Origin of the sequence: Duganella sp. Leaf61 (genome assembly GCF_001421905.1) — a bacterium.
Taxonomy (GTDB): domain Bacteria; phylum Pseudomonadota; class Gammaproteobacteria; order Burkholderiales; family Burkholderiaceae_D; genus Rugamonas; species Rugamonas zoogloeoides.
Map to the genome: position 1 here is coordinate 90,178 of NZ_LMLM01000002.1, position 14,249 is coordinate 104,426.

A 14,249-nucleotide genomic window follows, 5' to 3' on the forward strand; every position below is an offset into this window, starting at 1 on the left:
ATTGCGAGGCCGGCTCCGGTTTTGGAATTGGCGTGGTAGTGATGTCAGCGCTCATATTGTTATCTCGGGAAGGTAAGCTAGCCTGCGATGTCCACATGGGCACCGCAGGCTAACCCCCTCACCGCCTTGTATTGCAGGCAGTGAAGGGAATCAGGATTAGTAGATGGCCTTGCCCGAAGCGTCTTTCAGGTTGGCTTTCCAGGAATCCTGCACCAGTTTTACCACCGAGTCAGGCAGCGGTACGTAGTCCAGTTCAACAGCCGACTTGCCGCCGTTTTTGAAGGCCCAGTCGAAGAATTTCACGACTTCCTTGCCCTTGTTGGCGTCCGGTTGCACTTTGTGCATCAGGATGAACGACACGCCGGTGATCGGCCACGAGTTCTTGCCAGCCTGGTCGGTCAGCACCACGCCGAAGCCCGGGGTCTTGGTCCACTCGGCGTTGGCGGCTGCTGCCTTGAAGAACTCGTCGTCAGGTTGCAGGAAGTTACCGTCCTTGTTTTTCAGCTGGGTGTGCTGCATCTTGTTTTTCTTCGCGTACGCCCACTCGACGTAGCCGATCGAACCCTTGATACGCTGCACGTTGGCGGCAACGCCTTCGTTACCCTTGCCGCCCACGCCCACGATCCATTTCACTGCGGTGCCGGCGCCGATTTTCGATTTGAAATCAGGGCTGGTTTTCGACAGGTAGTCGGTGAACAGGAACGAAGTGCCCGAACCGTCGGCGCGGTGCACCACGGTGATGTCTTCTGCTGGCAGGTTGACGCCAGCGTTTTGTGCGGCGATTGCCGGGTCGTTCCACTTGGTGATCTTGCCCAGATAGATGTCGGCCACGATCGGACCGGTCAGTTTCAGTTGACCTGGTGCCAAGCCTGGAACGTTGACCACGGTCACCACGCCGCCCATGATGGCCGGAAACTGCATCAGGCCTTCGGCGTCGAGGTCTTCTGCTTTCATCGGCGCATCCGAGGCGCCGAAATCGACGGTCTTGGCTTTGATTTGCTTGATGCCAGCGCCCGAACCGACGGACTGGTAGTTCAGGCCATTGCCGGTAGAGGCTTTGTAGGTCTCAGCCCATTTTGCGTAGATCGGGTATGGGAAGGTCGCGCCGGCGCCGGTCATATCGGCAGCGGTGGCAGCGGACGAGAGAGCCATCATGGCGCAGGCACCGACTACCAGGGAAGAGATCAGTTGTTTCATTCGCATTTCAAAGTCCTTTGTTATGACAGGTTAGGATGTTGCGAAGTCTAACCGGCCAATATGACAGGTTTATGACATCGCGAAAAAATGTCCAAAAAGAAGTTTTTTGCCGAGTGACACCCCACCTCCCTATGAAAACACGTGCATGTCATGAGCGAATAACGCAATTGTGACACGTCCATGTCATAAAAGACGGGCAGTTTTGGCGGTTTATGACAGCGATTGTCACAAACTTGTCATAATTGGTCTTTACACTGTTGCATCATTCTTCTGTTGAATTACAGGCTAGAATTACCTTATCTGCAAAGTGACCAAAGAGACATGAAGCCTGATGTGCATGCCGAAGTCGGCAAGAATTCCGCGTTCCTCGACCGCGAGCTGTCGCAACTGATGTTCAACCGCCGGGTGCTGGCGCAAGCCGAAGACAAGAGCATCCCCTTGCTCGAACGCTTGCGTTATTTATGTATTGCCAGCAGCAATCTCGATGAATTCTTTGAAGTACGCGTCGCCAGCCTGCTGGCCGCCGCCGGCACCGATGGTGTGCTGGCCACCCACCCCGCACTGCTTGCCACCCTCTCCCGCATCAGCAACGAATGCCACGCACTGGTCACCGACCAATACAATATTCTCAACCAGGAAGTGCTGCCCGAGCTGGCTGCCAGCGGCGTGCACCTGGTGCGCCACAACGAACGCACCGAGGCCGAGCGCGCATGGGTGAAGGATTATTTCGACACCGAGGTGCGGCCACTGCTCACGCCGATCGGGCTCGATCCGGCCCACCCGTTCCCGCAGGTGGTCAACAAGAGCTTGAATTTCATCGTCTCGCTGTCGGGCAAGGATGCCTTCGGCCGCGGTACGGCGATTGCCATATTAAAAGCGCCGCGCGTGCTGCCGCGGGTGATCCGCCTGCCCGACGAGCTGTCCAACCGTGGCGGCGTGTCGTTCTGCCTGCTGTCGTCGGTGATCCACGCGCATATCTCGGATTTGTTTGCCGGGCGCGAAGTAATCGCCTATTCGCAGTTCCGCGTCACCCGCGACAGCGACTTGTGGGTCGATGAAGATGAAGTCAAAAACCTGCGCCAGGCGCTCAAGGGCGAGTTGCAGGGCCGCCAGTTCGGCACCTCGGTGCGGCTGGAAGTGGCGATCAACTGCCCGCCCGAGCTGTCGCAGTTCCTGCTCGACCAGTTCGGCCTGCAGCAGAGCCGGTTGTACGCGGTGAACGGCCCGGTCAACCTGGTGCGGCTTACCGAGATCATGGACCACGTGGAAGATCCGTCGCTGCGCTTCGCGCCGTTCTTCCCTGGCAGCGCGCAAAAACCGGGCAGCGCCGACATCTTTGCCGCCCTGCGCGCGCACGACATCCTGCTGCACCACCCGTTCCAGTCGTTCCAGACCGTCATCGACTTCATTCGCAGCGCGGCCCACGATCCGGCCGTGGTGGCGATCAAGCAGACCATTTACCGCACCGGCATGAATTCCGACCTGATGGAAGCGCTGATCACGGCCGCCCGCGCGGGCAAGGAAGTGACCGTGATCGTGGAACTGAAGGCGCGCTTCGACGAAGAAGCCAATATCAACTGGGCCGACAAGCTCGAGCAAGCCGGCGCCCAGGTCGTCTATGGCGTGGTAGGCCTGAAAACCCACGCCAAGGTGGCGCTGGTGATCCGCCGCGAAGAAGGCAAGCTGAAGTATTACGCCCACCTGGGCACCGGCAACTACCACCCGACCACCACCAAGTTCTACACCGACTTCGGTTTGCTGACCTGCCACCCGGGCATCAGCCAGGAGGTCAACGAGGTATTTATTCACCTCACCAGCCTGACCAAGCCGCACCGGCTCAACCACTTGTGGCTGGCGCCGTTCGCCTTGCAGAACGAAATCATCAAGGCCATCCGCAACGAGGCGCGCATCGCGCGCAGCGGGCGTCCGGGGCGGATTATTGTTAAGATGAACGCGCTGGTGGACGAATCGGTGATCCGCGCGCTGTACGCGGCGTCCAAGGACGGCGTCAAGATCGACCTGATCGTGCGCGGCGCCTGCACCCTGAAGCCGGGCGTGCCGGGGCTGTCGGAAAACATCAAGGTGCGCTCGATCATCGGCCGCTTCCTCGAACACAGCCGTATCTATTATTTCCGCAACGACCTGGCGCACGACGTCATGCTGTCGAGCGCGGACTGGATGAGCCGCAACCTGTTCCGCCGCATCGAGGTCGCCTTCCCGATCCTGGACAAGGCGCTCAAGCGGCGCGTGATGTCGGAAGGGTTGAACCCTTACCTCAAGGACAACCGCAACGCCTGGGAGCTGGAACCGGACGGCCACTACCAGCGCCGCAAGGCGCGCGGCAAACAGGGCGGCTTCTCCGCCCAGCAGCACTTGATGGAAACGCTGGGCATGCCCGGCGCGGTGATCGAGTAATTTTTGGCAAGGTGCGCCGGGAGGTGCACCGGGATCTGATTTCACCAACTGGCATCAAGGAGAATGTATGGATCTCATTTTATGGCGACACGCGGAGGCCGAAGATGCGGCGCCCGGCATGACCGACCTGGAACGCGCGCTGACCGGCAAGGGCGTCAAGCAGGCGCGCCGCATGGGACTATGGCTCGACTCGCAACTGCCTGACAGCTGCCGCATCCTGGCCAGCCCGGCCGTGCGCACCCTGCAAACGGTGGAAGCGCTGGGCCGCAAGTTCAAGCTGCACAACGACCTGGCGCCAGGCGCCGACCCGACCGACATCCTGAAAGCGGTCAACTGGCCGGGCAACAAGGATTCGGTGCTGGTGGTAGGCCACCAGCCGACCTTGGGCATGGTGGCAGCGCTGCTGCTGACGGGCGAAGACCTCGACTGGGATATCCGCAAGGCCAGCGCCTGGTGGTTTGCCCAGCGCGAGCCGGGTGACCCGGGCAGCGTGTATCTGAAGGCGGTGATGAGCGCGGACCTGGTCAAATAACCAGGCCCGCGTTGGGGAACGGGCTTAGCGGCCCGTCTTGAACTTGGTGTAGGTACGCGTGATCACGCGCCGGATATCGGCCGGCACCGACTCCGGCGCGGCCATGCGCTGCTTGTCCGCATCGGACAGGAACACGGTCTTGTTGCCGGCGATATCCTTGCGCACGAACTTCATGCTGGCCGTGTTCGGGTTGGCATAAAACACCTTGTTGGTCAGGCTGGCATGCACTTCCGGGCGCATGATGTAGTTGATCCACAGGTGGGCGTTGTTCGGATGCGGGGCGTCGGCAGGAATGGCCATGGTGTCGAACACCAGGGCTGCCGGGGTTTTGGGCACCAGCACCTCGATCACATTGCCGTTCTTGGCGTCGAGCGCGCGTTGACGGGCGATATTGATGTCCCCGGACCAGCCCAGCGCCACGCACACGGCGCCGTTGGCCATGTCGTTGATATAGCCTGATGAACTGAACAGGGTGACATTGGGACGGATGGTTTGCAGCAGCTTGCCCGCCTCGGCGTAATCGGCAGCGTTTTTCGAGTACGCCGGTTTGCCGAGATACATCAGCGCGGCCGGCAGCACTTCGGATGGCGAATCGAGGAACGACACGCCGCACGATTTCACCTTGGATGCATACTTGGGATCGAACACCAGGTCCCAGGCATTGGCCGGCATCGGCATGCCGCCGAGCGCGGCTTTCACTTTATTGACGTTGATGCCGACCGTGGTGTAACCCCACAGCCAGTCCACCAGGTATTCGTTGTTCGGATCGATGCTGGCCAGCTTGGCCTGGATCGCCGGATCGAGGTTTTTCAGGTTGGGCAGCTTCGATTTGTCGAGCTTGCGCAGCAACTTGCCTTCGATTTGCAGGCGCGCCCACTGGGCGGTAGGCACCACGATGTCGTAGCCCGATTTGCCGGCAACGAGCTTGGAGTTCAGGATTTCGTTGTTGTCGAAAACATCATAGCGCACCTTGATGCCGGTCTCTTTCTCGAAATTCTTGACCGTGTCTTCCGCGATGTAGTCGGACCAGTTATAGATGTTGAGGACTTTTTCCTCTTGCGCCTGGGCCAGACCAGCCACCATCAAACCGGCCACCGCCAGCACGCCAACGAACTTTCCTGCCATAACACCTCCGAGTGGGATTCATGCACAAGCCGTGATGATCCGGCATCGGGCCGTTACGTGCAAGAGGTTCGTTTGGATTAGCCGAGCAAATCGAACAAGGTGCCGGTGGAACCGGTACTGCCGGTGCCGAACATGCCGCCGCCGGTGCCGGTCTGCGACTGCGCCGAGTACAGCGCCGCCAGCGCGGTGGCCTGGGCGGTGAGTGCCTTGGTCAGCGCGGCACGCTTGGTGTTGGTGGCGTCGAGCTCGCGGTTGACCTGGGTTGTTTCGCGGCTGATCACGCTGTTCTTGTCGGTAAACGAGGTCACTTTGGCGCCCATCAGGTCGGCCAGGCCCTTGCCGTCGTTGGAAAACAGCTTGGCCACCTGCGACGAGTCGGCAGTGATGGCAGCCTGCATCTTCTTGTCGTCGATCACCAGGTTGCCGTCCTTGTCCTGGCTGATCCCGGCTGCCGCCAGCGCCGACGTGGAAACGTTGCCGCCACCGGTCCTGAGCAGCAGATCCATCTGCATGGTCACCTGGCCCAGCGCGGTGTCGCCCTTGAGGGCGCCGTTGGACAGGGTTTTCAGCTTGCTGTTGAGGTCGTTGTAGGCGGCCACGAAGGTCTTGAGGTTGTCGCCGATCTTGCTGGCATCCTGGCTGATGGTGATGTCGGCCTTGCCCTTGCCGGTCAGCGTAAGCGCGGCACCCTCAATGCCCTTGTTCTTGTCCAGCGTGTTGCTGGCGCTCTTGATCTCTTTGCCATCGACCGTGAGGATGGCGTCCTGGGCGGCCGTGGTCTGCTTGAAGCCCTGCTTGCCTTTTTCGTCGGGATCGTAGCCGAGCAGGTTTTTCAGCGCGCCGTCGCCACTGACGCTGATGCGCATGCTGTTGGCCTCGCCGCTCTGGCCGGCGATCGACAGCGACACCTTGCCATCGTCGCCCTTGGCCACCGTGACGTCCACGCCAGCGGCCTTGAAAGCGGCAGCGATGCCCTCGACCGTGTTGTTGGTGCTGTCGATGGAAATGGTTTTGCTGGTGGCCGTGCCGTTGGTCGTAAAGCCCTTGTCGCCAGCAGTGCCGAAGTCGATCTTGACGGTGGTGGGCGCGCCGGTGCCGACCTTGGCGGTGGCGGAGCTGAATTCGGTGCTGGTCAGGAACTGGCCCTGCGCCAGTTGCTGGACGTTGATCGCGTACGTACCCGCCTTGGCGCCGCCGGTCGACGTGGCGGTGAGCACGGTTTTATCGGTACTGGCAGCCGAGGTGGACAGGCCGCTGCCGGTCAATGCCGCAGCGATCGACTGGAAGCTGCCCAGCGCACTTTGCAGCTGGCCCAGGCCCGAGAGCTTGGTCTGGCTGCTGGCCAGCGCGGCGTTGAGCCGGGTGGCGCCATTGTTCTGCGACATCATGGTCTGCTCGACGCGCTTGTACACGTCGGAGCTGATCGATGAAGTGGTGCTGGCGGTGTTGGTGGCAGAGCTGGTGAGCGGATTGATGGCCATAGCGGGGTCTCGGCTGTTGAGGCAGTGGTATATACCGATAGTATGCTACAGAAACTATATTTCAAAGCAATGAACAGGCAGCCAATCCCGCTTCTGTCCGTCCCTGCCAGCGGAAATGCGCCTCTTCCTTCTGCATCACTGACTTTCATTGCACACTTAGCTCCCTGCCATTGACTTTAGAATGCGAATCGCGCTTGCCATGCCGTTGCTGGTCCAGGGGCACGCGGCTGGAACGCCAGCGCCAGCTACACCCACTACAGCGCCAAGGATGCCGACGGCCTGCCGTTCAACAGCATCTATCCGCGCGACCTGTTCCGCGTGTTCACCACCTACGACCTGTCCGGCCCGCTGGCCGGCGTCACCGTGGGCGGCGGCATCAACTGGGAAGGCAAAACCTACACCACCGACCCGGCCGCGCCTGCCGGCAACACCACCAACAACCAGATCCTGCAAGACTCGTTCGCAATGGTCAACCTGATGGCGCGCTACGAGATCAACAAGAACTGGTCGGCGCAGCTGAACGTGGACAACCTGACCGACAAGAAACACCTGGCCATGTTTTCCGCGTACAACCAGATCACGTATGGTGCGCCACGCCGCGTGACGGCTGCGCTCAAATACCGTTTCTGATGTCCTGATGCTGTAGCCACAGCCGGCGCCTGGTGCGCCGGCCTTTTTTTTATGGCGCGCTCCACTGTGCCGGCGCCGACCCGAGGTCGCTGGCGCCACGCCGCCACGCCAGCGCCATGCCGTCGATCACCACTGGCGGGCGCAGGCGCCGGGCCGGTCCCCAGTCGGTATGTTCGAGTTCCGGTGCGTAATCGCCGGCTGCAACCGGCACCAGCTGCTGCGCGCCGATATCGCCGGGGGCGCTCATCAACAACGCCGCCGTGCGCGCCAGCGACAGCTGCGCCCGGGTTGCCCGTTGCTGCGTCGCCTTGACGATCAGGCCGCGCACGACGGCAGCTGCCATCAGGTAGCCGGTCGCGTGATCGAGCGCCTGCACCGGCAGCGGTACCGGTTTGCCGGCGCCGCTGGCCTGCATGCCGTGGTCGGCGATGCCGCAACTCATCTGCACCAGGCTATCAAAACCGCGCCGGCCAGCCCACGGGCCGCTCCAGCCATAGGCGTCGAGGCTGACATCGACCAGGCCGTGATTGACCTGCCGGCGATACGCCTCGTCGTAGCCCAGCCGCGCCAGTGCTTCGGGCCGGTAACCATGGACCAGCACGTCCGCCTCGGCCAGCAACTTCTCGAACACGGCACGGTCCGGTGCGTGATGCAGGTTCAATCGGGCGCAGCGCTTGCCGGGCGTGACTTCAGGAATTACGCCTGGTTCGTTCCAGTCCGGCGCATCGATGCGCAACACGTCGGCGCCGTAACCGGCCAGGAAGCGCGTGGCGATGGGGCCGGCCAGCACCCGCGTCAAATCCAGCACCTTGAGGCCCGCCAGCGGTCGCGCCGCCGTGCCGGTCAAGCCAGCCTGCGCGTTGCAGGGCTGGCTGTCGAACGCGATCAGCGGCTCGGCAGCAACTGCCAGCCCTTGCGCATGGACACGCCAGTCGTCTGCCGAGCGCATCTGCGCGGCGCAACCGCCGTTGGCGACGACTGCCGCCTCCAGCGCTGCCCCTCGCCACCGGGCGACCGCCTGTTCCACGGCCTGCCGGTCCGGCCCGCAACCGAGCACATCGAGCGCAGCGTGGCGATGGTGGGGCGCATTGGTGTGCAGCCGTATCCAGCCGTCCTGGCACGCATAGTCGCCGGCCACCGCATCCCACAAGGCCGGGCGCTCCCAGCCGACCGGCGCCAGCGACCAGCCGAACCATAGCGAAGCAAGACGACGGTCCACGCACACCGGCGCCTGCGCCCCGCCCTGCAGCGCGGCCAGCTCGCGCACGGCCAGCGCCGCCGCCCCGATCGATGCGGCAGCGAGATCGGTGACCGCGTAGTACGACGGCAAGTTGCCATGGCCGGTAAACGTGATGGCGCCGCCTGCCGGCGCCGGCAGTTCCAGCGCCGACCAGATGGCGGCCAGCAAATAATGCGATTGAGGATGAGAGTCGTCAGCCATGCAAGCCCCGGAAGAATGATCGTGTGCCGAGCTTAGGCTGCTGCGAGGGTGCAGTCAATCTTCAATAAATACCTTGGCGGTGCAGGCGGGGCCAGTTGCGCGGCGGGGGATATCGGAAGTTAATGCGCGAGGGGGCCGACGATGAGTATCAGCGCAGGAACTTGTTGACGGTCGCCATGGTCCCGATGTCCGGGTTGACGTAGGTGAAACCGATCTTGAACTGGTCGCCACTGAAGATGCAGTAGTTGACCTTGCAGCGGGTGCTGACCAGTTGGCCCTTGCCTTCCATGAACAGCTCGAAGGTGACCTGTCCCATGTGGCCGACTGCCAGCTTATGGTCGTAGGTGAGCGATACGCCGGTGCCGCTGATATCGATGGTCCGCCCTTGCTGTGGCGGCAGGCCATCCATTACCACCACTGCCTTGGCGCGCACGATCTTTCGTGCGGCGGATCGTTGATCGACTAACAATTTCCCTGTCCCTTATTACGTAAAGAGCACTATTGCTCTTAGAAACACGTAACAATACAGCTTTATTGGATTTCGCGCAGCTTATTGAAAGCGTCGTCGATACGATCTACCGCAATAATCGTCATTCCTTCGATCGGTTGCTTGGGCGCGTTGGCGCTCGGGATCATGGCGATGGAAAAACCGAGCTTGGCCGCTTCGCGCAAGCGCTCCTGGCCACGTGGCGCGGGGCGGATTTCCCCGGCCAGCCCCACTTCGCCGAACACCACGAAGCCGCGCGGCAGCGGTTTGTTGCGCATTGAGGAATTGATCGCCAGCAGCACGGCAAGGTCGGCCGCCGGCTCGGTGATTTTTACTCCGCCCACGGCGTTGATGAACACGTCCTGGTCGAACGCGGCAATGCCGGCATGGCGGTGCAGCACCGCCAGCAGCATGGCCAGGCGGTTTTGCTCCAGGCCTACCGACAGCCGGCGCGCGTTGGGCAAGTGGCTGGCATCGACCAGCGCCTGGATTTCCACCAGCAACGGGCGCGTGCCTTCCTGCGTGACCATCACGCACGAACCGGGCACCTGGTTATCATGTTGCGACAAGAACAAGGCCGACGGATTGGAGACGCCTTTCAGGCCCTTTTCTGTCATGGCGAAGACACCGAGCTCGTTGACGGCGCCAAAGCGGTTTTTAATGGCCCGCACCAGGCGGAAGCTCGAATGGTTGTCGCCCTCGAAGTACAAAACCGTATCGACAATGTGCTCGAGCACGCGCGGGCCGGCCAGCGCACCCTCTTTGGTGACGTGGCCGACCAGGATGATGGTCACGCCGGTCTGCTTGGCTGCACGGGTGAGCTGCGCCGCGCATTCGCGCACCTGCGCCACCGAGCCCGGCGCCGAACTGAGCGCATCCGAATACACGGTCTGGATCGAGTCGATCACGGCTACTTCGGGCTTGAGGTCGGCCAGTGTGCCGAGGATTTTTTCCAGCTGTATCTCGGCCTGCAATTTTAAATCGCGGGCATCGATCATCAGGCGCTTGGCGCGCAGCGCGATTTGCGCACCCGATTCCTCGCCGCTTACATATAACACCCGCTTCATGTGCGAGACATTGGCCAGCGCCTGCAACAGCAAGGTCGATTTGCCGATGCCGGGGTCGCCGCCGATCAGCACCACGCCGCCGCTGACCAGGCCGCCGCCGAGCACGCGGTCGAATTCCTCGATGCCGGTGCCGAAGCGCGGCACGTCGATGGCGTCGATATCGGCCAGCGACAGCACCGGCGCCGTTTGCGCCAGCGCCAGGTGTTGCGGCTGCGAATAACGGTTGTTACCGCCCTGCTCGACTACGCTCTCCACCATGGTATTCCACTGCTGGCAAGCCGAGCACTGGCCGGTCCACTTGGTCGCGATGTTGCCGCACTCGGTGCACACAAAATTGGTTTTTGCCTTGGCCACAGTTATCCCTCTACCACGGCCACGCGCGGCGCCAGCGCGCACATCAGCTCATAGCCGATGGTGCCGGCGGCAGTGGCTACCTCGTCGATCGGCAAGCCCTCGCCCCACAGCACCACCTTGCTGCCCACCGTGGCAGCGGGAATGTGCGTGAGGTCCACCGTGAGCATGTCCATCGACACCCGCCCGACCAGGCGCGTGCGTACACCATCGACCAGCACCGGCGTATCGAGCGGCGCGTGGCGCGGGTAGCCGTCGGCATAGCCGCAGGCCACCACGCCCACGCGCATAGCGCCATCGGCCGTGAAGCGGCTGCCGTAGCCGACCGCGTCGCCAGCGGCGATATCCTGCACACCGATGATTTCGCTGGTCAAGGTCATCGCAGGCCGCAGGCCGTACTCGGCTGCCGACTTGCCACCCGGCGTGCCGCCGTACAGCATGATGCCGGGACGCACCCAGTCGTTGCGCAGCAGGTCTTCCAGTTCGCCCTGGCGCAGCACGCCGGCCGAATTGGACAGGCTGCGCATGCCGGGCAAGCCGGCCGCGCCCGCCTCGAAGCGGCGAATCTGTTCGGCGATCGGCAGCAGCGGATGCTCGGCGTCGTCGGCATTGGCAAAGTGGGTCATCAGGGTGATATTACCCACACAAGCGAGGGCGACGAGGCGCGCATGGGCGGCGGCAAACGCCTCGGGCTTGAAGCCGAGCCGGTTCATGCCGGTATTCATCTTGAGGTGCAGGTCGAACTTGATGCCGCGCTCGCCCAAGTCGGCGTCGGCCGCTTCCAGCCAGGCCAGTTGCTCGTTGCAATGGACGGCCGACTGCAGGGTGTAACCGGCCATGGTGTGCAAGTCCTCGAAACCGAAGAAACCTTCCAATAACAGGATCGGCTTCTTCCAGCCCAGCTCGCGCAGGCGGATGGCGTTGTCGAGTTCGACCAGCGCCAGGCCGTCGGCATCGGCGAAGCCACGCATGGCGCGTTCCAGTCCGTGGCCATAGCCATTGGCTTTGAGCACGCCCCAGGCCTTGGCGCCGGGCGCGCAGGCCCGGACAACCGCCAGATTATGCTGCATGGATGCGATGTGGATGGTGGCAAGTATCGGCCTGGGCATGGGGGTTCTCTGCGCTATCGGTGAAGGCGGTATTCTACCAACTGCGTACCAATTGCGCCCGCCGGCGCACCGCTCAATTCTTGGGGTTACGAACAAAGCGTGGTATAAAGCAAGCCAATATAAGCTTTCAGGCAGTCCAGAATGAATCGTGGTTTTTATACCATCATGTCGGCGCAGTTCTTTTCTTCGCTGGCTGACAACGCATTGCTCTTCGTCGCGATTGACCTGTTGATCAACATGAATTCGCCCGGCTGGATCACGCCGCTGCTGAAGCTTTCCTTCACCCTCTTTTACGTCCTGTTGGCAGCATTTGTCGGCGCGTTCGCTGATTCGATGCCAAAAGGCAAAGTCATGTTCGTCTCCAACCTGATCAAGGTTGGCGGCTGCATGCTGATGTTTGCCCACGTCCATCCACTGGTGGCCTATGCCGTCGTCGGCTTCGGCGCGGCCGTGTATTCGCCTGCCAAGTACGGCATCCTGACTGAACTGTTGCCGGCTGAAAAGCTCGTTGCTGCCAATGGCTGGGTCGAGGGCCTGACCGTGATGTCCATCATCTTCGGCACCGTGCTCGGCGGCGCCCTGGTTGGCGACCGGTTGTCGTCGGTGCTGCTCGGCTTCGACCTGCCATTCATCGACACCGGCATCGAAACCCCGACCGAAGCCGCGCTGTGCGTGGTGGTGGTGATTTATGCGCTGGCCGCCATCTTCAATACCCGCATCCCGGACACCGGCTGCGTGTATGGCCACCAGCAACGCAATCCAATCAAGCTGATCAGCGAATTCGCGACCTGCTGCGGCCTGCTGTGGAAAGACAAGCTGGGCCAGATTTCGCTGGCCGTGACCACCCTGTTCTGGGGCGCCGCGCAGACCCTGCAATTCATCGTGCTCGAATGGGCCAACCGCACGCTCAAGCTGTCCTATGAGCAAGCCACCAGCCTGGTGGGCGTGGTGGCGATCGGCGTGGCGGTCGGCGCGATCCTGTCGGCGCGCAGCATCACCTTGCGCCGCTCGCTGACCGTGATTCCGGTCGGCATCGCCATGGGCGTGATCGTAATGGGCATGACCCTGGTGAAATCGGTGGCGCTGGCGTATCCGCTGCTGGTGCTGGTCGGCTTGCTGGGCGGCTTCTTCCTGGTGCCGATGAACGCGCTGCTGCAACACCGCGGCCACGTCCTGATGAGCGCCGGCCACTCGATTGCGGTGCAGAATTTCAATGAAAACCTCTCGATCCTGACCATGCTGGCAGCCTACTCGCTGATGCTGCGCGGCCACATGAACCTGAACGTGATCATCATGATTTTCGGGATGTTCCTGGCGGGGACGATGTTGATGATTCTTCGCCGTCACAAGGCGAATCAGCGCGAGTTTGATTCGGTATCCTTGATTGGAGAAGCGAAGCATTAAGGCAGTTTGCCGTCGCGGCGGTGTTGCGCGGCGCGGTCGCGCCAGTCATCGGGCACGATGAAGCCGCGCCGCTGTTCCAGCAGCCACTCCCCTTCCTGCCGCAATACCGCCACCATGACCGGGGCGGATACCTGCGCCATCTGGCGGTCCAGTTCTGCTTGCAATGCCTCGCGGTCCATGCCGGCATTTGCCGACACCTTCAACGGCGCCAGCCATTGCAGGCGCGGCATGATGCAAAACTGTACGCCTGGCAAAGCTGCCACTTGCGCCAACGGCATCCAGAACCCTTGGCAGTGCTCGCGTGAAATACCCGGCGTCACGCCCGGTGACTGATCGTACGGATAAAACAGCCAGCCCTTGACCAGCGCCTGCGCCAGGTCCACCGCTTGCGGCAGCAGCGGCTGGGCGGCCGGGTGCTGGGCCAGCGCCAATTGCTTGTCAAAGATCTTGCGCATCTTGGCGCCCAGGGTGTCGGCCAGGTTGGGACCGATCAGGCCATTGAAGTCGGCGCCAGCGGTGGCCGCGTCGAGCAAATAAAACTTGGTGGCGAATTCCAGGTGTACCAGCGCGGCGCCGTCGCGCAGCAGGAAGTCGAACTCGCCCACGGTGTCGTTGCGGCTGGCGCGCACTTGCAGGCCGTGCGCCACCAGGGTTTGCCGGCTGGCGAAATAGAAGGCCAGCAGCTTTTCCGCGTACAGGCCCAGGCGGGAGTAATGGCGTTCGCCAAGCGCGGCGTCGAGCGGCGCCGGATCGAGATCGAGCGCGGCCAGCCAGTGGCCAACATCTGCCGTTACCGGGCCCAGCGTGGCGATACGGCCCTGCCAGTGCGGTGCGGCGGGGTCGAGCAAATCTGGGGCATCGAGCAACCACGCCAGCGCCCGCACCCGGGGGTGATGCAGATGACCCCAGCGTTGGGCAAACCCCAGCTGATACGGATCCGAACTGGCACAGGCTGCAGCCGCGCCGTCTGGTCTGACCGGGGAAGCTGGGCCGACCGGAGCGTCGACGCA

At 62.3% G+C, this 14,249-nt stretch carries 11 protein-coding genes and 1 pseudogene; 4 read left to right on the plus strand and 8 right to left on the minus strand.

The genetic code is table 11. From position 1 onward, the window contains the following. Positions 1-156: 156 nt before the first annotated feature. Positions 157-1,203 carry a phosphate ABC transporter substrate-binding protein PstS gene (pstS, locus tag ASF04_RS04650; protein WP_056138587.1) on the minus strand — a complete coding sequence of 349 codons (1,047 nt, stop codon included), beginning with the start codon at positions 1,201-1,203 and terminating at the stop codon, positions 157-159. A 315-nt stretch (positions 1,204-1,518) separates the two neighbouring features. On the opposite strand from pstS, the gene ppk1 reads away from it, so the two are divergent. After that, positions 1,519-3,612, plus strand: a complete 2,094-nt coding sequence (gene ppk1 / locus ASF04_RS04655) for a polyphosphate kinase 1 (protein WP_056138590.1) — start codon at positions 1,519-1,521, stop codon at positions 3,610-3,612. A 67-nt stretch (positions 3,613-3,679) separates the two neighbouring features. Further along, a complete protein-coding gene (locus ASF04_RS04660; protein WP_056138592.1) occupies positions 3,680-4,144 on the plus strand; it encodes a histidine phosphatase family protein in 465 nt (154 codons plus the stop codon). Positions 4,145-4,168: 24 nt separating this feature from the next. On the opposite strand, the gene ASF04_RS04665 is transcribed toward ASF04_RS04660, so the two are convergent. Together ASF04_RS04665 and fliD are read right to left on the minus strand one after the other, a co-directional pair. After that, positions 4,169-5,269, minus strand: coding sequence for a polyamine ABC transporter substrate-binding protein (locus ASF04_RS04665; protein WP_056138594.1), 1,101 nt, complete (start codon positions 5,267-5,269; stop codon positions 4,169-4,171). 77 nt (positions 5,270-5,346) lie between these two features. Next, positions 5,347-6,750: a flagellar filament capping protein FliD gene (gene fliD / locus ASF04_RS04670; RefSeq protein ID WP_056138596.1), complete on the minus strand. Its 1,404-nt coding sequence runs from the start codon at positions 6,748-6,750 to the stop codon at positions 5,347-5,349. Positions 6,751-6,990: 240 nt separating this feature from the next. Between fliD and ASF04_RS04675 the strand changes: the two are divergent. After that, positions 6,991-7,380 (plus strand): annotated as a pseudogene (locus ASF04_RS04675) (TonB-dependent receptor domain-containing protein); the annotation flags it as partial. A gap of 49 nt (positions 7,381-7,429) precedes the next feature. Here the strand turns inward: ASF04_RS04675 and ASF04_RS04680 are convergent. From ASF04_RS04680 to alr, 4 genes are all read right to left on the minus strand, one after another. Continuing rightward, positions 7,430-8,821 (minus strand): CoA transferase, encoded by a 1,392-nt coding sequence (locus ASF04_RS04680; protein ID WP_056138600.1) that lies wholly within the window; start codon positions 8,819-8,821, stop codon positions 7,430-7,432. A 148-nt stretch (positions 8,822-8,969) separates the two neighbouring features. Then, on the minus strand, positions 8,970-9,290 hold the full coding sequence (locus tag ASF04_RS04685) for a PilZ domain-containing protein (RefSeq protein ID WP_082488550.1): 321 nt from the start codon (positions 9,288-9,290) through the stop codon (positions 8,970-8,972). Positions 9,291-9,352: 62 nt separating this feature from the next. Then, positions 9,353-10,729 carry a DNA repair protein RadA gene (gene radA / locus ASF04_RS04690; protein ID WP_019922115.1) on the minus strand — a complete coding sequence of 459 codons (1,377 nt, stop codon included), beginning with the start codon at positions 10,727-10,729 and terminating at the stop codon, positions 9,353-9,355. Positions 10,730-10,731: 2 nt separating this feature from the next. Beyond that, positions 10,732-11,835: an alanine racemase gene (alr, locus tag ASF04_RS04695; RefSeq protein ID WP_056138602.1), complete on the minus strand. Its 1,104-nt coding sequence runs from the start codon at positions 11,833-11,835 to the stop codon at positions 10,732-10,734. 141 nt (positions 11,836-11,976) lie between these two features. Here alr and lplT point away from each other — a divergent pair, with 141 nt between their 5' ends. Beyond that, positions 11,977-13,239 (plus strand): lysophospholipid transporter LplT, encoded by a 1,263-nt coding sequence (gene lplT / locus ASF04_RS04700; RefSeq protein ID WP_019922113.1) that lies wholly within the window; start codon positions 11,977-11,979, stop codon positions 13,237-13,239. Here the strand turns inward: lplT and ASF04_RS04705 are convergent. Beyond that, on the minus strand, positions 13,236-14,165 hold the full coding sequence (locus ASF04_RS04705; protein ID WP_056138885.1) for a DUF1853 family protein: 930 nt from the start codon (positions 14,163-14,165) through the stop codon (positions 13,236-13,238). The genes lplT and ASF04_RS04705 overlap by 4 nt on opposite strands. Positions 14,166-14,249 lie beyond the last annotated feature (84 nt).